Source organism: Micromonospora sp. WMMA1949 (genome assembly GCF_027460145.1).
GTDB lineage: Bacteria > Actinomycetota > Actinomycetes > Mycobacteriales > Micromonosporaceae > Micromonospora.
This window is the reverse complement of the sequence record NZ_JAPZBG010000001.1, coordinates 5,495,448-5,513,342: the sequence shown is the minus strand read 5'-3', so window position 1 is coordinate 5,513,342 and position 17,895 is coordinate 5,495,448. Positions and strand designations below refer to the sequence as shown.

At 75.4% G+C, this 17,895-nt stretch carries 16 protein-coding genes; 5 read left to right on the top strand and 11 right to left on the bottom strand.

Translation table 11 applies throughout. The features are described from left to right. Positions 1-75: 75 nt before the first annotated feature. Positions 76-1,518, top strand: a complete 1,443-nt coding sequence (locus tag O7607_RS25690; RefSeq protein WP_433496154.1) for an LVIVD repeat-containing protein — start codon at positions 76-78, stop codon at positions 1,516-1,518. Between the two features lie 97 nt (positions 1,519-1,615). Here the strand turns inward: O7607_RS25690 and O7607_RS25685 are convergent, their stop codons facing one another. Both O7607_RS25685 and O7607_RS25680 read right to left on the bottom strand, forming a co-directional pair. Then, entirely contained in the window at positions 1,616-2,608 is a 993-nt protein-coding gene (locus tag O7607_RS25685; RefSeq protein WP_269705772.1) for a carcinine hydrolase/isopenicillin-N N-acyltransferase family protein, read from the bottom strand. A 48-nt stretch (positions 2,609-2,656) separates the two neighbouring features. After that, a complete protein-coding gene (locus O7607_RS25680; protein ID WP_269705771.1) occupies positions 2,657-3,130 on the bottom strand; it encodes a DUF1203 domain-containing protein in 474 nt (157 codons plus the stop codon). Positions 3,131-3,252: 122 nt separating this feature from the next. Here O7607_RS25680 and O7607_RS25675 point away from each other — a divergent pair, with 122 nt between their 5' ends. Beyond that, a complete protein-coding gene (locus tag O7607_RS25675) occupies positions 3,253-4,128 on the top strand; it encodes a transglutaminase domain-containing protein (RefSeq protein WP_269705770.1) in 876 nt (291 codons plus the stop codon). Between the two features lie 45 nt (positions 4,129-4,173). On the opposite strand, the gene O7607_RS25670 is transcribed toward O7607_RS25675, so the two are convergent. The 5 genes from O7607_RS25670 to O7607_RS25650 all read right to left on the bottom strand — a co-directional run bounded on the left by O7607_RS25670 (position 4,174) and on the right by O7607_RS25650 (position 9,391). Beyond that, positions 4,174-5,784 (bottom strand): asparagine synthetase B family protein, encoded by a 1,611-nt coding sequence (locus O7607_RS25670; RefSeq protein WP_269705769.1) that lies wholly within the window; start codon positions 5,782-5,784, stop codon positions 4,174-4,176. A 4-nt stretch (positions 5,785-5,788) separates the two neighbouring features. Further along, positions 5,789-6,745 (bottom strand): hypothetical protein, encoded by a 957-nt coding sequence (locus tag O7607_RS25665; RefSeq protein ID WP_269705768.1) that lies wholly within the window; start codon positions 6,743-6,745, stop codon positions 5,789-5,791. A 102-nt stretch (positions 6,746-6,847) separates the two neighbouring features. Continuing rightward, positions 6,848-7,642 (bottom strand): isocitrate lyase/PEP mutase family protein, encoded by a 795-nt coding sequence (locus tag O7607_RS25660; protein WP_269705767.1) that lies wholly within the window; start codon positions 7,640-7,642, stop codon positions 6,848-6,850. Next, positions 7,639-8,583 carry a cytochrome P450 gene (locus O7607_RS25655; RefSeq protein ID WP_269705766.1) on the bottom strand — a complete coding sequence of 315 codons (945 nt, stop codon included), beginning with the start codon at positions 8,581-8,583 and terminating at the stop codon, positions 7,639-7,641. The genes O7607_RS25660 and O7607_RS25655 overlap by 4 nt, the downstream gene beginning before the upstream one ends. Before the next feature lie 64 nt (positions 8,584-8,647). Further along, complete coding sequence (locus tag O7607_RS25650; RefSeq protein ID WP_269705765.1) at positions 8,648-9,391, bottom strand: ArsR/SmtB family transcription factor; 744 nt, start codon at positions 9,389-9,391, stop codon at positions 8,648-8,650. Positions 9,392-9,514: 123 nt separating this feature from the next. On the opposite strand from O7607_RS25650, the gene O7607_RS25645 reads away from it, so the two are divergent. Then, positions 9,515-11,710 (top strand): family 43 glycosylhydrolase, encoded by a 2,196-nt coding sequence (locus O7607_RS25645; RefSeq protein ID WP_269705764.1) that lies wholly within the window; start codon positions 9,515-9,517, stop codon positions 11,708-11,710. Positions 11,711-11,782: 72 nt separating this feature from the next. Here O7607_RS25645 and O7607_RS25640 read toward each other — a convergent pair whose 3' ends face one another. From O7607_RS25640 to O7607_RS25625, 4 genes are read right to left on the bottom strand one after another with little or no spacing between them, the layout of a single operon-like run. After that, complete coding sequence (locus tag O7607_RS25640) at positions 11,783-12,610, bottom strand: M23 family metallopeptidase (protein WP_269705763.1); 828 nt, start codon at positions 12,608-12,610, stop codon at positions 11,783-11,785. 47 nt (positions 12,611-12,657) lie between these two features. Continuing rightward, the gene (locus O7607_RS25635; RefSeq protein WP_269705762.1) at positions 12,658-13,191 is read right to left on the bottom strand and encodes a 2'-5' RNA ligase family protein; all 534 of its coding nucleotides are present in this window, start codon (positions 13,189-13,191) and stop codon (positions 12,658-12,660) included. A 44-nt stretch (positions 13,192-13,235) separates the two neighbouring features. Then, positions 13,236-13,841: a response regulator transcription factor gene (locus tag O7607_RS25630; RefSeq protein WP_269705760.1), complete on the bottom strand. Its 606-nt coding sequence runs from the start codon at positions 13,839-13,841 to the stop codon at positions 13,236-13,238. Next, positions 13,838-14,983 carry a sensor histidine kinase gene (locus O7607_RS25625; protein ID WP_269705759.1) on the bottom strand — a complete coding sequence of 382 codons (1,146 nt, stop codon included), beginning with the start codon at positions 14,981-14,983 and terminating at the stop codon, positions 13,838-13,840. The genes O7607_RS25630 and O7607_RS25625 overlap by 4 nt, the downstream gene beginning before the upstream one ends. A gap of 132 nt (positions 14,984-15,115) precedes the next feature. Here O7607_RS25625 and O7607_RS25620 point away from each other — a divergent pair, with 132 nt between their 5' ends. Both O7607_RS25620 and O7607_RS25615 read left to right on the top strand, forming a co-directional pair. Then, positions 15,116-15,943, top strand: a complete 828-nt coding sequence (locus O7607_RS25620) for a hypothetical protein (protein ID WP_269705758.1) — start codon at positions 15,116-15,118, stop codon at positions 15,941-15,943. Positions 15,944-16,103: 160 nt separating this feature from the next. Then, positions 16,104-17,861, top strand: coding sequence for a DEAD/DEAH box helicase (locus tag O7607_RS25615; RefSeq protein ID WP_269705757.1), 1,758 nt, complete (start codon positions 16,104-16,106; stop codon positions 17,859-17,861). Positions 17,862-17,895 lie beyond the last annotated feature (34 nt).

Sequence of the window (17,895 nt, the reverse complement as noted above, 5' to 3'; positions counted from 1 at the left end):
CATTGATGACGGTCTCCAATAGGTAAGGTTTGGCGAATCATCATCCCCTTTCGAAGGGTGTTGCCGGTGATCAGCATCCGCACGTCCCGCACCCGCATCATCAGCCTCGCCGCCGCCGGCCTGCTGCTCGCCGGCGTGGTCGCCGCGCCGCCGAGCAGCGCCCAGGAGATCCCGCGCGCCCAGACCGCGCCCGCCACCGTGGACAGCGCTGTCCCCGGTGTCGACGAGATCTCCAGCAGCCCCAACCTGCGTCAGGTGGCGAACCTGCCGAAGCAGGCGCCGTTCGACACCTCGGCCGCCTTCGGCACCGACATCGCCTTCCAGGGGCGGTACGCGTTCGTCGGCAACTACGACGGGTTCGTGGTCTACGACGTCTCCCGCCCCGACCGCCCGACGATCGTGTCCCAGGTGCTCTGCCCCGGCTCGCAGAACGACATCTCCGTCCACGGGAACCTGCTGTTCCTGTCGACCGACTCCTCCCGCAACGACGACTCCTGCGCCAGCACCGCGCAGCCGGCGTCGGTGAAGGAGTCCTGGGAGGGCATCAAGATCTTCGACATCCGGGACAAGCGCAACCCGCGCTACATCAAGTCGGTGGAGACGGCGTGCGGTTCGCACACCCACACCCTGGTGCCCGGCAAGGACAAGCGGAACGTCTACCTGTACGTCTCCTCGTACAGCCCGCGTGCCGAGTTCCCGGACTGCCAGCCGCCCCACGACTCCATCTCCATCGTCAAGGTGCCGGTGAAGAACCCCACCACGGCCTCCGTGGTCGCCACGCCGAACCTCTTCCCGGACGGCGGCTACCCGGGCGTACCGGGCCAGTCGTCGGCCACCACCGGCTGCCACGACATCACCGCGTACCCGTCGAAGGACCTGGCGGCGGGCGCCTGCATGGGTGACGGCATCCTGCTGGACATCAAGAACCGCGAGGCCCCCCGGGTGATCGAGCGGGTCACCGACGCGGAGAACTTCGCGTTCTGGCACTCGGCCACGTTCAACAACGCCGGCACCAAGGTCGTCTTCACCGACGAGCTGGGCGGCGGCGGCGCGGCCACCTGCAACGAGGCGGTCGGCCCGAACCGCGGCGCCGACGCCATCTACGACATCACCGGCCGCGGCGACGCCCGCAAGCTGGAGTTCCGCAGCTACTACAAGATCCCCCGGGCCAACGCGGACACGGAGAACTGCGTGGCCCACAACGGCTCGCTGATCCCGGTGCCCGGCCGCGACATCATGGTCCAGGCCTGGTACCAGGGCGGCATCTCGGTGTGGGACTTCACCGACTCGCGCAAGCCCAAGGAGATCGCCTACTGGGAGCGCGGGCCGCTGGACGCCTCGCAGCTGCGTACCGGCGGGTCCTGGTCGGCCTACTGGTACAACGGCCACATCTACTCCAGCGACATCCAGAAGGGACTGGACGTGCTGGAGCTGCGTGACCCGCGCACCTGGCTGGCGCAGTTCCTGCTGGTCCCCGAGCTGAACGTGCAGACCCAGGCGGGCTACCTGAGCTGGTGACCCGCTGACCCGTCCCGGGCCCGGCGCTCCCCTCGCGGGGACGCCGGGCCCGGCGCGTCAGTGGACGAACTCGGCCCTGTCGCCGATCGACGCCGGGTCAGCGCATCGGCAGCCGGTAGTCGCGGGTGCCGCCGCCGGCCGTGACCACCCGCACCTCGCCGCTGCGCAGCCCGTACGTCACCGACCAGCGGGTGTGCGACTGGCGTACCGCGTTCAGCAGCCGCAGCGCCCCCGCCGTGTCGACCACCCCACCGGTGCGGTCCAGTTCCTTCGCCAGCACCCCGTACCGGCGGTCCTGGCGCAGTTCCCGGTCCGGCACGCCCGCCGCCGGCACGTTCGTGAGCGCCTGCCACGGGCCGCTGCGCCGGTCCACTGTCAGCTTGCCGTCGACGAACTCCACCACCGCTGACGCGCCGGTCGCGTCGGCCAGCAGGTAGTGCAGCGGCGGCCCGCCGTCGAAGTCGAGGTTGTAGCGCTTGAACACGGCGACCGCCTCGTCCACGGTGGCGGCCGAGTCGAGCACCAGGCGCAGGATGCGCACCGAACCCACAGTCGGCAGGCCGGGCACCGGCTCGGCGCGCGCGCCGTCGTCGGCGGCCAGCCCGACCGCGAGACCCCGCTCGTTCATGCCGTCGAACGGCAGCAGCGGCGCGTCCAGCAGCCGCCGGTCCCCCGTCGGGTCGGCGGCCACGCCCAGGTAGGAGATGTCGACCAGGGAGATCGAGGCGTACCCGTCCGGCGGGTCGGTGCGCAGCACCAGCGCGGGGTTCGGCTCCCAGTCGAAGTTGCGGGCGAACACCGGCCGGTCCCGGTCGCCGAGCGCGGCGAACAGCGAGCAGCCGAACGGGCTCGGCGGCGTCGACCCGGCCAGCCCGGCGGTCGGGTCGTAGTCGCCGTCGTACGTCATCTCGTACATCGGCAGGTCGTCGATCTTGCGGAGGCTGGCCAGCGTCCGTTCGACCTGCCCCGGGTCCTGCCGCGAGGCGGTCGGCGAGCCGGCCGCGGCCGGCGGGTCGGATCGGCGGTTCTCCCCGCAGGCCGTGCCGAGCAGGAGAAGCGCGAGCCCGCCGGCGATGAGGGTCCTCCGCATGACAGCGACGCTAGAAGAGGCGTCCGCCGATGTCCATCCGGGACCCGGTCAGCTCCGCACGACGGCGAACATCCAGCAGCCGTACACCACGTTGCGGCTGTGCAGCAGCTCCACCGCCGGGTCGGCGAACAGCTCCGCGATCACCGCCTCCGGGTCGCCGCCGTCGTGTCGCCGTCCGCCCACGATGCGGCCCTTGCTGTCGTACGCGCGCAGCACCTGCTCCCGTCCGCGCCACGGCGACGGGTACGCCGTCACGTCGTCCGGCCCGGCGCAGGCGGCGGCGTGCGCGAACACCGGCCCCACCTCGCGGTACGGACCGGGCGGCAGCGGCGGGGCGTACCCGAACAGCAGCAGCGCCTCGTCCGGCCGGGCGTCGCGCAGGCAGCAGCGCAGCGGCTCGCCGCCGGTGGCGCGGCGGCGCTCGGGTGGCTGCCCGCCGGCGTCGCGGCCGGTGCGTCGCAGCTCGGCGAGCGTCCCGGCGGGCAGCGGGCGGATCCGGTACGCGGTACGGGTGGTCGTCACGGTTCCAGCCTGGCGCGGTCCGCACCGCGGCGCTGGCGGCGATCGGACCTGGCGTTCGGGCACCGCGAGATTGCGCGCGGAGCGGGCACCCGCCGGCCGCGTCCGGCGCCGACAATGACCGGATGGACGTCGACGACTACCGGACCCACTCCCCGTACAGCGATCCCCGCCACCACGCGGCGCTGCTCGGCGCCGTTCCGGCCGACCTGCCCACCGTCGCGGCGACCGCCCGCAACGTGATCGTCCACTACCGCGCCGGTGGTGTGGAGCTGCCGGACGTCCGCCGGGCCGAGGTGAACCTGCGCTGGCTGGACCGCATCCTCGACACCGACCAGTCCCGGTTCCCGCTGCCGCTGACCGCCGAGCGCCCGGCCGCCGAGCGGGTCGCCGGCTGCTGCCGGGACCACACACTGTTCACCGTCGCGGCGCTGCGCGGGCACGGGATCCCGGCGCGCAGCCGGGTCGGGTTCGTGAGCTACTTCGCCCCGGACTGGCACCACGACCACGTGCTGGCGGAGTGGTGGAACGGAGAGCGCTGGGTCTGGTCCGACCCGGAGCTCGACCCGGCCGCCGACCGGCCGTTCGACGGCTACGACATCGACCCGGAGGCGGGGCACTTCGAGTCGGCGGCCCGGGTGTGGCTGGCGTACCGGGCGGGCCGGATCGACCCGGACACCTACGGCGTCGACCCGTCGCTGCCGATCCGGGGCGACTGGCTCATCCACGACTACGTGCTGCTCGAGCTGGCCCACCGGCACAAGGACGAGGTGCTGCTCTGGGACGGGTTCGGGGCGATGACCGAGGACCTGACCGGCGCCGACCTCACCCTCGTCGACGAGGTCGCCGCGCTGCTGGTGGCCGCCGACCGCGGCGACGCCGCCGCCGGGCGGGAGCTGACCCGGCGGTACGCCTCGGACGCCCGGTTGCGTCCGGGCCCGACCGTGCACTGCATGGACCCGGTCTCCGGGGTGGCCGCCGACGTGGACCTGCGACGCTGACCCACCGGTCGCCGCGCGGCGGCCCGCCACCGGGGCCGCGCGGGCTCACCCGGGCAGGGGCGCCTCGTCGCCGCGGGTGCGGCGCGGGTTGACCAGCCGGCGGACCATCGGGGCGGCGTTCCACCGGGCCGCGCCGACCAGGTCCCGGGCGTGTTCCAGCACCGTGTAGTCGGGCCGGGCGATGCCCTCGGCGATGGCCCGGTCGAGGTCGTTGCCGCACCGGGTGAGCACGCTGTCGAAGTCCCGGCGGACCGGTTCCAGCAGGTCGTAGCCGAAGGACCGGTGCAGCCGGGCGAACAGCGGCTTGTAGAGGCGGGCCCGCTCGTGCAGCCCGGACGAGTACGACATCGGGTTCTTCGGCCGCTGCCGGACGTAGGCGGGCAGCAGGTCCGCGAAGGCCCGCCGGACGATCCACTTCTCCTGCCCGTCGCGCAGCTTGAGGTCCAGCGGCAGCCGCATGGCCAGCTCGACGACGCTGAGGTCGAGGAACGGCACCCGAGCCTCCACGCCGTGCGCCATGCTGGCCCGGTCCACCCGCTGCAGCTCGGTCCGGCACAGGTTGCGGATCTTGTGCAGGAACAGCCGGCGGGACCGCTCCGGCCCGACACGGTGGTACATCGGGTACCCGCCGAACAGCTCGTCGGAGCCGTCGCCGGTGAGCACCACCCGCACGCCCAGCTCGCGCAGCCGCCGGAAGATCGGCACCGAGACGACGGCGTTGATGATGTCGCCGTACTCGGTCAGCTCGGAGACCCGGATCGCCTCGCGGACGTCGGCCAGCCGGATGTCGCGCGGGCGCAGCTCGATCACCTCGTGCGGTACGCCGAGGTCGGCGGCGAGGCGCCGGGCGTACGCGACGTCCGGGCTCTCCGGCACCCCGATGGTGACCGCCACGCAGTCCGGGTGCAGTTCCCGGGCGTGCAGCAGGGCCAGCGAGCTGTCCAGGCCGCCGGAGAGCACCACGCCGACGGTGAGGTCGGTGTCCAGCCGGGCGCGCATCGCGTCGGTGAGCGCGACGCGGACCAGCAGCGCCGCCTCGTCCGGGTCGTCGATCACCGGCAGGCCGTCGCCGAGGGTCAGCAGGTCGACGTGCGGGCCCAGCCGGACCGGGGCGCCGGGCTCGACCCAGCCGTGGTGCCCGGGCGCCACCTCGCCGATCGGCGCGCCGTGCCCGACGAGCGCCTTGACCTCGGAGGCGAGGTGCAGGCAGCCGGGCTGGCGGGACCAGTAGAGCGGCTTGACGCCGAGCGGGTCGCGGGCCAGGTAGGCCCGGCCGGAGTCCCGCTCGACGACCACGAACGCGTACTCACCGCGCAGCCGGCGGACCCCGTTCCCACCCCACTGGAGGAACGCGGTGAGCACCACCTCGGTGTCGCCCGTGGTGCGGAACCGGTGCCCGAGCCGGGTCAGCTCGGCGCGCAGCTCGTGGTGGTTGAAGATCTCGCCGTTGAAGCAGAGCAGGTGCCGCTCGTCCGGCGACATCCACGGCTGCACGGATCGTTCCCGGTCCACGATCTTCAGCCGCCGTACGCCTGCGAGCAGGCCGTGTTCCTGCCGGGTCTCGGTGACCTCACCACGTGGCGCGAGCGCGGCGAGCATCCGCCGGAACGTCGCCGGGTCCGCCTCGGGGCCGATGCTCAGCGCGATGCCGCACAACGGGTCACACCCCCATCTCGGCCTCGTACGCCCGCCGGTACCGGCGGCGCACCGCCGGGGCGAGGCACACGTGCCAGGCCTGTCCCTCGTCGACCACGTTCACCTCGCCGGCGTCCTGGCGGGCCAGCAGCAGCCCGGCGAGCACCGGGCGGGCGCCGAAGCGGTCGTACCACTCCAGTTCGATGTCGGCGGCCCAGCCGAGGCAGTGCCCGCTGGGCACCATCGCGGCGTACCCGAGGCGGCGCAGCCGGTACTGGTGCTCGGCGCTGCGGGCCAGGCTGGTCACCCAGAGCGGCGGCGTGCCGTCCGGGGCGACGGCCGTGAACTCGCGGGCCAGGTCGTTGAGGAACGCGATCATCTCGCGGCGGGCCCGCCGGAACAGCAGCCCGGCGGTGCGCGGGGTGGCGTCCGGGCGCAGCCGCCGCCGGACCGCCCGCAGCCCGCGTCCCACCACGGTGGCGGGCTGTTCCTGGTAGCGGAACTCCAGCAGGCCACGGCGGCGCAGCCATTCCAGGTCGACCAGTTCGGTGCTGAGGCGGACCTGGTCGTCGGTGAGGAACGTCGGGCTGTCCCGCCACCAGAGCACGTCGACGCGGGACAGCAGGTAGATCCGGACCAGCGCGGTGAGGTCCTGCGCCGAGCTGCGCGTGTTGGGCTGGTAGCGGGCCATCTCCAGCAGCAGCGTCTCCCGGGCGCCGATCAGCCCCTGCGGGGTGGCGTCGAGGACGGCGGCGATGGCCGGTTCCCGCAGCCGCTGGTCGAGCAGCACCTGGCGGGCGGTGGTGGACGGCGCGTCGGCGAGCGCCCCCACCTCGACCAGGAGTTCCGCCACCGCCGCCCGGTACGCGGACAGCTCCGGCTCGGCGCCGACGCGCCGGCCGCCGGGCACCCGCCGGGCCGGGGCGGTGGACGTGACGGCGGGACCGGGCTGGCGACCGGGGCTGCGGCTGGGCACTCGCATGGTCTCCGTCCCCTCTCGGGCAGGACACGGCGTGATCGGACTTGCACACACCGTAAAGACCGAAGAAGGCGGGATTCTTCCCATCTCCCCCGATGTGCCCGATCAGGTGGCGTGCCGCAGGGCCAGCGCCTGCACCTCGTCGTACCCGGGTGGTGCCGGCAGGCCCGCGTCGCGCCCGGCGCCGATCGCGTCGGCCAGGTGCAGGGCCGCACCGAGCGCGGCCCGGAACAGCAGCGAGCCGGTGCTGACCCGGGCCACCCCGAGCCGGCCGAGGGCGGCCGGGTCGGGGCCGCCCGGCCGGTACAGCACGTTCAGCGGCAACCCCGCCTCGGCGGCGAGCACGCCGACCAGGTCGTCGGGCGCGCCCGGCACGAACAGGCAGTCGGCACCGGCGGCCCGGAACGCCGCCGCCCGCCGCCGCGCCTCGGCCAGCGGCGCCGGCACGCCCAGCCACCAGGCGTCGGTGCGGGCGTTGACGACCATCCGCGGCACGGTGGCGCGGACGGCCGCGATCGTGGCGGCGACGTGCTCGGCCGGGGCCAGGCGCCCGTCCGGGCGGCCGTCCTCCAGGTTGACGCCGACCACGCCGAGCGCGGCCAGCTCGCCGACGAAGCGCGCCACCTCCGCCGGGTCGTCGTGGAAGCCGTCTTCGATGTCGACGGTGAGCAGCACCGGCAGCCCTCGGAGCCGGTACGCCAGCTCCAGCGTCTCGGCGCGGGTCGCGCGGACCGCGTCCGGCCGGCCCGCGGCCGCCGCCACGCCCAGGCTGGTCGTGCCGATCGCCGGAAATCCCCGCTCGGCGAGCGCCGCGGCGGAGGCGTGGTCCCAGGCGTTCGGCAGCAGCAGCGGGTCGCCGGGCCGGTGCAGCTCCCGGAACGCGCGGTACCTGTCGGTCATCGCCGGCTCCCCTCGGTCAGCCGGCCGGAGGCGTGGCGCAGGACGTCGACGACGCCTGTCGCCAGGGCGAGCGCGTGCCGCTCCCCCGGACAACCCCGATGGCCGGCGCCGAAGGTCAGCACCCCGCCGGCCGGCTGGGCCCGGAACCGGTCGGGCTCGTCGAAGACGGCCGGATCACGGTTTGCCGCGTCGAACCGCAGCAGCAGCCGGTCCCCCGCCCGCACGCTCTGGCCGCCCAGGCTCAGCGCGTCGGCGGCGACCCGGCGGGTGGCCCGTACCGGTGGGTCCAGCCGCAGCACCTCGGCGAGCAGCGTGGCGGTGGCGAGCCCGTCCGGCGCGGCGCGTCCGTGCCGGACGGCGGCGTCGATCAGCCCGGCGGTGGCGTCGGCGGCCTGCACGAGCAGACCGAGCCGGTTCGCGGTCACCTCGGCCGCGGCCGGTGGCGACATCACCAGCAGCGCGGCGACCGCCCGGTCCGCCCGCCGCTCGGCCGCCGCGTCGGCGCCCGGGTGGTAGGCGGCGGCCACCGCCACCACCTCCGTGGCGGCCGCCGGGTTGGCCAGGCCGAGCCGCTCGGCCAGCACGAGCAGGGGTACGCGCCGAGCCGGCGTCACGTCCTCCTCGCCCGGCAGGTCGAGGATCCGCTCGGTCAGTCGTACGGCGTGACGGCGCAGTTCCTCCGGGTCGAGTGCGTCGAGTGCTGCCACGCCGACGGCTCGCCGCGCGGCATGCCGGTCCGGCGGGCTGAACCGGCTCACCGAGGCCCGCAGCCAGGCGAGCGTGCCCACCGGCCCGTCCGGGACGGACGGCACCACGCAGCGGCTGTCGGTCAGGGCGGCGAGGACGTCGGCGTGCCGGGTGACCACCCAGCCGTCGTCGCCGAGGGTCGGCGGCCCGCAGGGCGGTGTGCCCGGAGCAGCGGTGATCGTCGGTAGTCGCATCGCCCGACCGTAGGGCGGGAACGGTTCGGTGCCGGCCGAACGATCCGCGCGGGCGCGAACCGGGTCAGGCGCGGGCCGGGCCGCTGTCTCGGCCGGCGGGCGGGGCCAGCAGCGCCGGGTCGAGCGCGAGCGCGTCGGCCAGCGCGTCCCGCCCGGCCGGGGTGAGGCGTACCGCCCGGCCGGTCCCGCGCACGGTCCAGCCGAGGTCGAGGAAGCGCCCGCACAGCGCCGCCCCGACCGCGCCGGCCAGGTGTGGACGCCGTTCGGTCCAGTCCAGGCAGTCGCGGACGAGCGGTCGCCGGGTGGCGCGCAGCGGTTCGACGGGTACGCCGAGGCGGTCCAGCCAGCTCATGCCGTCCCCGGTCAGCGCCAGGCCGCCGGTGCGGTCGAGCACGCCACGGTCGAGCAGGGCGTCGTGCAGCAGCACGCCGAGCCGCCCGGCCAGGTGGTCGTAGCAGGTGCGGGCGTACGCGAGGGCGGCCCCGGCCGACGCGGCGCGCAACGTGCGGGGCGGGGTGTCCGGGGCGGGCGCCCGCGCGGCCAGGTCCTCGACGAGCTGGGCGACGCCCGGGTCGGCGAGGCGGACGTACCGGTGGCGGCCCTGCCGCTCCTCGACGAGCAGGCCGCCGGCGACCAGCCGGGTGAGGTGGTCGCTGGCGGTGGACGCGGCCACCCCGGCGGCGCGGGCCAGTTCCCCGGCGGTCCAGGCGCGGCCGTCGAGCAGGGCGAGGCAGAAACCGGCCCGGGTGGGGTCGGCGAGCAGCGCGGCGAACCCGGCGAGTCCGCGCCCGTCGGCGCCAGTGGTCATCGGCCCATGCTGACACGGGCACGGTTCGGGCCGCGCCGAACGGTGCCGGGGTTCTTTACAGCGGTCTCTCCAACGTTGTAGAACGGTGGCACCGCACCTCCGTCTATCCCGAGGGCAGGCCCGATGGGACACCTCCGCCGCGGTGGCGCGCTCGCCGCCGTACTCACGCTTCTGCTCGCCGGCGCGGCCCCCGCGTCCGCCGCCGGGCCCGACCGCTACCGCAACCCGGTCTCCGCCGGGTTCGCCGACACCTTCGCCGACCCGGTCGTGGTGCGCGGCGACGACGGACTCTGGTACGCCTTCGGCACCTCCGACCCGCTACGCGAGGGCGAAGGCCAGGTCCACCGGGTGCCGATCGCCCGCTCCGCCGACCTGGTCGACTGGACCTACGTCGCCGACGCGTTCGCCCCGGACCAGCGGCCCGCCTACGCCGCGCCCGGCTCGGCGTTCTGGGCGCCGGACGTGCGGCGTGTCGACGGGCGCTGGGTCATGTACATGACGGTCACCGACACCACCGTCTCCGACGACACGTTCGACACCGCCGTCGGCGTGGCCACCGCGCCGAGCCCGGCCGGCCCGTGGACGTTCGCCGACACACCGGTGGTCGCGCCGCGTCCGGGGGCGGGCGGCGGTTACCTGTGGACGATCGACCCGAGCCAGCTCACCGGCGCGGACGGTCGCCACTGGCTCTACTACGGCAGCTACTACGGCGGCATCTCGGTCACCGAACTGTCCCCGGACGGGCTGCGCGCGGTCGGCACGCCGACGCCGGTCGCGATCGACAACAAGTTCGAGGGCGCGTACGTGCTGCGCCGCGACGGCTGGTACTACCTGTTCGCGTCCACCGCGAACTGCTGCGCCGGCCCGGCCACCGGCTATTCCGTCCAGGTCGGCCGGTCCCGAGACCCGCGCGGCCCGTTCACCGACCGCGACGGGCAGCGCCTCGACGTGTCCCGGGCCGGCGGCACACCGGTGCTCACCCAGAACGGCAACCGCTGGATCGGCACCGGGCACAACGCGGTCCTCACCGACCTGTCCGGGCAGGACTGGATCGCCTACCACGCGATCGACCGCGCCGACCCGTACCTGGACGAGCCGTTCGGCGTCAACGAGCGGCCGATGCTCCTGGACCGCCTCGACTGGATCGACGGGTGGCCCACAGCGAACGCGGGCGCCGGTCCCTCCGACAGCATCCGGCCCGCGCCGGTCACCACCGGCCCGGTCGACGCCCGCTTTGCCACCGCCGACCTGCGCGGCTGGCGGACCGAGCGCGGCCGGTGGCAGGCTACCGGCGGGGTGCTGACCGGCAGCGGCACGCTCACCTCGCGTACCCGCATCGGCGGTGACCTGCGCGCGGAGGCCGACCTGCGGCTGACCGGCGCGACCACCGCCGGGCTGCGGCTGCACGGCGTGGACGTCCGCGTCGGGCGCGGCCGGCTCACGGCGGGCGCCGCGTCCACCGCGCTGCCCGCCGGCCTCGACCTGCGCGACCGGCACAATCTCGCGATCGAGGTACGCGGGCGGCAACTCGTCGCCACGCTCAGCCCGTCCCGCCTCGGCGACCCGGTGGCCCGGGTGACGGTCCGGCTTCCCCGCCCGGCACCCGGTGAGCTGTCCGTGCGCGCGGACGGCGGCCCGGCCGAGTTCGACAACGTCAGCGTCGCCCGGCTGTACCATCCCGCCCGGCACACCGTCGGCGACCCGCGCGTCGGCCCGGTGCTGCGCGGCTACTCCGACGAGTTCACCGGCGGGCTCGGCCCGGCCTGGCAGTGGGTCCGCCAGGACCCGGCGGCCACCGTGTTCGGCGGCGCGCTGCGCTGGCCGGTGCAGGACGCCGACCTGTCCGGCACCGGCAACACCGCCGGGGTGCTGCTGCGGGACGCGCCCGCCGGGAACTACGTCGCCGAGACCAAGGTGACGCTCGACCTGGGCGAGGACAGCGTCCGCAACTACCAGCAGGCGGGCCTGGTCGCGTACGTCGACGACGACCGCTTCGCCCGGCTGACCCAGGTGGCGATCTGGAACACCCGGCAGGTCGAGTACGGCTACGAGCTGCCCTTCGCCGGGCAACCCGTGTACGGCGGCAGCATCGTCGGCACCCCCGGCACCACCACCTGGCTGCGGCTGGCGCACCGGGTCGACCCGGTGAACGGGGAGCACGAGTTCCGGGCCGGGTCCAGCCGCGACGGCAAGCGCTGGACGTGGGGCGCGGTGTGGACGTTCCCCGCCGACACGACGCCCCGGATCGGGCTGGTGGCGCACGGCGGCGCGACGCCCGCGGTGACCGCCGAGTTCGACTACCTGCGCTTCCACCGCTGACGCCCGCCGGTGCCGGCCACGACTGCCCCTGCCTCGTCGCAGGCAGGGGCGGTCGTGGCGCGCCTGGCCGCCTCAGCCGATGCCGTCGACAGCGGCCCTCAGCGCGTTGATCGACGGGTCCCAGCTGAAGTTCAGGACGGGGATGCCGGACGCGGCGGCATTGCTGTCGCCGCCGAGGACCACCGCCCGCGGCCTACCGGTCCCCTGCGGCACCACGAGGTACCAGTTGCCCTTCACGTTCGCGATGAACACGTCGTCTGCCTCCTGGTCGGGCGGGTTCGGGTTGGCGACGTCCCCGACATGGTTCTCGAAATCCGCCGTCGCGCGGAAGTCCGTCGGGCTGCCGGTGTTCAGCCAGAGGCTCGTGTGCACGTGCGGCCCGACACCGGCGTCGCTGCCGTTCGCCGAGGCGCCGGAGTACGCGATCGTCTGGCCGCGCGACACACGTTGACCGGCGGTGACGATGATCCTCGACAGGTGCAGGTGCCGGGTGTAGTTGCCGTCGTCGTGGGCCATCCCCACGACGCGCCCGGTCGCAGTGGAGGTGTCGGTCTTCACGAGACGGATCGTGCCGTTCGCGGCGGCCACGACCGGGGTTCCGGTGCCGACCGCGTAGTCGGTGCCCGGCTCGGCCGAGGGCGGCGTCCGGCTCCGGTGGTCCTGCCACGAACTCGAGATGCGCACGTTTCCGCACGGCCGCTGATAGGTGCCGGCGGCCCGGGCGGAGGCGGGCAGCAGCGCGAAGGCGGCAGACACCCCGGACGCCGCCAACGCGGCCCCGGTGAGGAAGCCTCGCCTCGACAGTCCCCGCAGGTAGGTGATGCCACCGAGATCCTCGGGCCGCAGATCGCCGAGGCCGGCGAGCGGCGGGCCCGGGTGAGACCCCTCGCTGATGGTCATCGATGCAAAGTAGGGCTGTTTCCGGCGAAGGGCAAGGGCCTGGCGGCTCAGCGGCCGGAACGCGGGCAGGCGGTGGTCAGCTCGCTGACCGTGCGGGTGTCGCCGTCGTAGCTGCGCGCCGCCACGAACGCCCCGGACGGCGGGTGCGCCCCGGCGACCGCCCGGGCGCGGCGCCGGTCCGCCGCGCCGAACCGCAGCGCGAGGCTCAGGTGCGGCACCCACCGGCCGGGCTGGTGCCACGAGTGCCCGCCGGGCGCCTCGGCGAGCACGTCCCACACCGCGCCGTGCAGCGCGACGAGCTGCGGTGTCGGCCGGACCAGCCACACCAGCGGCGCGCTGCCGTCGAGCACCGTCACGCGGCCCAGCCGCACCGGCAGCGGCAGCGCCGCGTCGCAGAGGTCGGCAAGGCGCTGCTCGGCGCCGGGCGGGAACTCCTCCACCGAGGCGAGCGTGAGGTGCGGCCGGTTCGTCGGGTGCGTGTTGCGGGCCAGGCTGGGCAGCCCGGCGGCGGCGAGCCGGTCCCAGGCAGCGCGAACCGCCGCTTCCAGTTCGGGAGAGCAGAGCAGTTCGACCGTCCGCACGTGATCAGGCTAGTCGCCGGCGACCGCCCGCGACGCCCCGTACGTCAGAGCCAGCCGGCCTCCCGCGCCCGCCGTACCGCCTCGGCCCGGTCGGCGGCGCCGAGCTTCTGCACGCAGGCGCTCAGGTGGTTGCGGACCGTGCCGGCGGCGAGGTGGGTACGCCGGGCGATTACCGCTACCGGGGTGCCCAGCTCGGCCAGCCGCAGCGTCTCCAGCTCACGCGGCGTGAGCGGGCACTCCGGCAGGGTGAGCGCGTCGGCCGCGAGCGCCGGATCGACGTAACGCGCGCCGGAGTGCACCCGGCGGATCACGTCGGCCAGCGCACCGCCCGGAGCGCCCTTGGCGAGGAACCCGCGTACGCCGGCGGTGAGCGCCGGCCGGAGCTGGGCGGGCCGGCCGTGTCCGGTGAGGATCACCGGCGCGCAGCCGGGCAGCGCCCGGGTCAGCTCGGCGGCGACCTCGACGCCACCGGGCGGCGGCATCTCCAGGTCGAGCACGGCGACATCGGGGCGGTGGGCCAGCGCCGCGTCCAGGGCGGCGCGTCCGTCGCGGGCGTGCGCGACCACCTCGATGTCCGGTTCCAGGTCGAGCAGCGCGGCCAGCGCGAGCCGGATCAGCTCCTCGTCGTCGGCCAGCAGCACCCGGATCACGGCGTCACCGGTACCGTCGCCACCAGGCTGAACACGCCGTCGGCGGCCTCGGCCCGGACCCGTCCGCCGGCCGGGGCGAGCCGGTCGGCGAGGCCGCGCAGGCCGCCGCTGAGCTGGTCCGGTCCGGTGCCGGCACCGACGCCGTCGTTGCTGACGGTCACTGTCACCACGCCGTCCTCCCGGGTGATCTCGATCCGGCACCAGCCGGCCCGGCTGTGCCGCAGCACGTTGGTTCCGGCCTCGCGCAGCACCGCGGCCAGGTCGGCGGCGACCGCCTCGGGCACCTCACCGGCGGGCGGGACCACCGTCGTGCGGACGCCGCTGGAGCGCAGCACCTCCCCCACCGCGGCGGCCTGCTCAGCCAGGTCGACGGCGCGGTAGCCGTGCACCGCCGCCCGTACCCGGGTCAGCGCCGACCCGGCCAGCCGCCGGGCCTCCGCCGCCTCCCGGGCGGCCCTCGCGGCGTCGCGCGGCGCCAGCCGCTCGGCCAGCTCGGCCTTGAGCGCGATCACCGTGAGGTCGTGGCCGAGCAGATCGTGGACGTCCCGGGCGAAGCGCAGCCGTTCCTCGGCGGCGGCCAGCCGCGCCTGGGCGGCCTGCCCCTGCCGGGCCTCGACGAGCAGGTCCCAGAACCAGACCTGCACCCAGGTGAGCGCGGCGATGCCGGCGCCCACCGTGCCGGTGACCAGCAGTGCCGTGGGCACCGGCCCACCCGTCACCCCGGTGACGACGGCGGACACCGCGAGGACGCCGGCCGCCGCCACCGCCGCGACGACGGGCCGGAACAGCAGCGGCGTCATGCCCACCAGGGACGCCCCGAGCCAGGCCCAGGTGGGCCAGGAGCCGGCCGCGACCGGGCCGAGCAGCGGCAGGCTGAGCAGCGCCGCCACGGTGAGCGCGGCGTGCCGGCGACGGCGGTCCGGTACGGGCAGCCACGGCGTGACGGCGGCGTGCAGCACCCCGATCTGGGCGACGGTGAACGCGAGCAGCCCGGCGGCGCCGAGCGCGACGCGTACCGGGTCGGGTTCGCGGGCCAGGCCGACGGCGGGCAGCAGCACCGTGGTCCACACGTTCGTGGCCAGCGACAGCAGCGTGACCCGCCGGGCCCGGCGCAGCCGGTGGTCCGCCGGATCGACGCTCATGCCCGCTGATCCTAGGGCGTGGACCGGCTCGCCCACCCCTGGGAAACGTCACGGCCGGACCGTGCGATCCGCACGGTTTCCCGATGGCAGATGCGCCTTCTGCGGTGCGCCGGGCGGCGGCAGGGTCGGGGCATGACGGAGATGACTGTGGTCGTACCCCGGCGGTGGGCCGGGTGGGCGCGGACCCGGCACCTGGCCGGGATGGTGGTGGCGATGGTGGCCGGGATGGTGCTGCTCGGGCCGCTGTGGCGGGTGGGCGGGAACCTGCTGGGCGGCGCGGCGGTGCTGGCGCGGCCGGACGTGGCCGCGCTGGTGATGGCGACGAACATGGCGGCGGGCATGGCCGCCTGGATGTGGTACCGGGGGGACGGCCGGGCCGCCACCGCGGAGATGTCGGCGGCCATGTACGTGCCGTTCCTGCTGCTGCTCCCGCCCTGGTGGGCCGGGTGGGTCGGAGACGGGACGCTGCTGCTCGGCGGCCACCTGCTGATGGTGCCGGCGATGCTGCTGGTGGCCCTGCGGCACCGGCACACCGCCGTCGCCCGGCCGCGCCGGCACCCGGTCGCGGCCGCAGTGGCGCGCGGGTGGCCCGCCGGGCTGGCGCTGCTGCTGACCGTGGACATGTGGTTCGCGCCCACGGTCTTCGCGCCGTGGACGCTGCTGGTCCTGCCGGCCGGTTACCTGCTGATCGGCACCTGGCGGCGGCAGTGGGGTGACCGGCGCGCGCTGGCGGCGCAGCTCGCCGGGGCGGCCGTGTGGGGCGGCCTGGCGGTCGTGGCGATGATCGCGTCCGCCGACCTCGCCGGGGTGATCGTCGGGGTGGGCTGGCTCGTCCACGCCGCCTGGGACGCCTGGTACCACCGCACCGGCACGGTGGTGCCGCGCGGGTACGCGCTGTGGTGCGCGGTGTTCGACGTCGGTGTGGGCCTCACCACGCTCCTGGCCGTCCTGTCCCGGTGATCCGCCGTCCTGTCCCGGTGATCCGCCGTCCTGTCCCGGTGATCCGGCGGGGGCACGGGGCCGCGCCGGATCACCCGGAGGGGACGGCACACGGGTGGCGCGGCGAACGTTTGCCCCGGTCGCCGCGACCGCCGCTCGGCGGTGATGAAAAACTTGTCGCATGACCGCCGCACCGACCCCGACCGACCCCGCCGTGCCCGACGACGCCGAGGACGCCTTCGCCTTCGCCGATCTCGGGCTCCGCACCGAGCTGCTGGGCGCGCTGTCCGCGCTCGGGTACGAGGAACCGACGCCGATCCAGCGGGAGGCCATCCCCCCGTTGCTGGCCGGGCAGGATCTGCTGGGCCAGGCGGCCACCGGTACGGGCAAGACCGCCGCGTTCGCGCTGCCGCTGCTGCAGCGGATGCCGGTCGGCCGGGCCGAGGGCGACCCGGTGTCGCTGGTCCTGGTGCCCACCCGGGAGCTGGCCGTGCAGGTCTCCGAGGCGTTCCACCGCTACGGCAAGGACCTGGGCGCCCGGGTGCTGCCGATCTACGGCGGGCAGCCGATCGGCCGGCAGCTGCGCGCGCTCGACCACGGGGTGGACGTGGTGGTGGCGACGCCGGGCCGGGCGCTGGACCACATCGCCCGGGGCACGCTGCGGCTCGGCGCGCTGACCACCGTCGTGCTGGACGAGGCGGACGAGATGCTCGACATGGGCTTCGCCGAGGACATCGAGGCGATCCTGGAGCACGCCCCGGCCGGCCGGCAGACGGTGCTGTTCTCGGCCACCATGCCGGCCCGCATCGACGGGCTGGCCCGGCAGCACCTGACCGACCCGGTGCGCATCCGGATCGAGCGGGAGCGGCCGGTCGCCGGCGAGGCGCCCCGGGTGCGGCAGAGCGCGTACATCGTGGCCCGGGGGCACAAGCCGGCCGCGCTGGGCCGGGTGCTGGACGTGGAGTCGCCCACCGCGGCGATCGTGTTCTGCCGCAGCCGCGAGGAGGTGGACCGGCTCACCGAGACGATGAACGGCCGGGGCTACCGGGCCGAGGCGCTGCACGGCGGGATGAGCCAGGAGCAGCGGGACCGGGTGATGGGCCGGCTGCGCGCCGGCACGGCGGACCTGCTGGTCGCCACCGACGTGGCCGCCCGAGGGCTGGACGTCGAGCAGCTCACCCACGTGGTCAACTACGACGTGCCGTCGGCCCCCGAGTCGTACGTGCACCGAATCGGGCGGGTCGGCCGGGCCGGGCGGGAGGGCGTGGCGATCACGCTCGCCGAGCCGCGTGAGCACCGGATGCTCAAGACCATCGAGCGGGTCACCGGCCAGCGGATCGCCATCGACAAGATCCCCACGGTTGCGGACATGCGGACCCGGCGGCTGGAGCTGACCCAGGGCGCGCTGCGGGAGAGCCTGCTGGAGGACGACCTCGACCCGTACCGGGCGATCGTGGAGTCGCTCACCGACGAGTTCGACCTGGTCGAGGTGGCGCTGGCGGCGGTGAAGCTGGCGCACGAGGCGACGTCGCCGGGCTCGGACGACGAGGAGGAGATCCCGCAGGTCCCGGTCCGGGGCCCGCGCGAGGGCCGGCCGGAGACCGGCGGGCGGGGCGACCGCCGGGGCCCGGGCCGTCCGCGTACCGGCGGGGCGACGCAGGTCTTCATCGGGCTGGGCCGCCGGGCCGGGGTGCGTCCGCAGGACCTGGTCGGCGCGATCACCGGGGAGACCCGGGTCAGCGGCCGGGACATCGGCTCGATCGAGATCGCCGACCGGTTCTCGCTGGTCGAGGTGCCGCAGGGGGTGGCCGACGAGGTGATCGCCGCGCTGCGCGGCACCACCATCAAGGGGCGCAAGGCGACGGTGCGCCGGGACCGGGACGGCGACGGCCCGGGCGAGCGCCGCGACCGCGGCTACGAGCGGCGCGACCGCCGCTGAGCCCGGCGCGACCGGCAGCCGGGTACGACGGCGC

Coding starts and splice junctions, on each gene's coding strand:
- O7607_RS25685 (WP_269705772.1), bottom strand. CDS start 2,608: ATGCGGAGGACCCTCATCGCCGGCGGGCTCGCGCTTCTCCTGCTCGGC.
- O7607_RS25655 (WP_269705766.1), bottom strand. CDS start 8,583: ATGCGACTACCGACGATCACCGCTGCTCCGGGCACACCGCCCTGCGGG.
- O7607_RS25625 (WP_269705759.1), bottom strand. CDS start 14,983: ATGAGCGTCGATCCGGCGGACCACCGGCTGCGCCGGGCCCGGCGGGTC.
- O7607_RS25660 (WP_269705767.1), bottom strand. CDS start 7,642: ATGACCGACAGGTACCGCGCGTTCCGGGAGCTGCACCGGCCCGGCGAC.
- O7607_RS25615 (WP_269705757.1), top strand. CDS start 16,104: ATGACCGCCGCACCGACCCCGACCGACCCCGCCGTGCCCGACGACGCC.
- O7607_RS25675 (WP_269705770.1), top strand. CDS start 3,253: ATGGACGTCGACGACTACCGGACCCACTCCCCGTACAGCGATCCCCGC.
- O7607_RS25640 (WP_269705763.1), bottom strand. CDS start 12,610: ATGACCATCAGCGAGGGGTCTCACCCGGGCCCGCCGCTCGCCGGCCTC.
- O7607_RS25645 (WP_269705764.1), top strand. CDS start 9,515: ATGGGACACCTCCGCCGCGGTGGCGCGCTCGCCGCCGTACTCACGCTT.
- O7607_RS25650 (WP_269705765.1), bottom strand. CDS start 9,391: ATGACCACTGGCGCCGACGGGCGCGGACTCGCCGGGTTCGCCGCGCTG.
- O7607_RS25665 (WP_269705768.1), bottom strand. CDS start 6,745: ATGCGAGTGCCCAGCCGCAGCCCCGGTCGCCAGCCCGGTCCCGCCGTC.
- O7607_RS25620 (WP_269705758.1), top strand. CDS start 15,116: ATGACGGAGATGACTGTGGTCGTACCCCGGCGGTGGGCCGGGTGGGCG.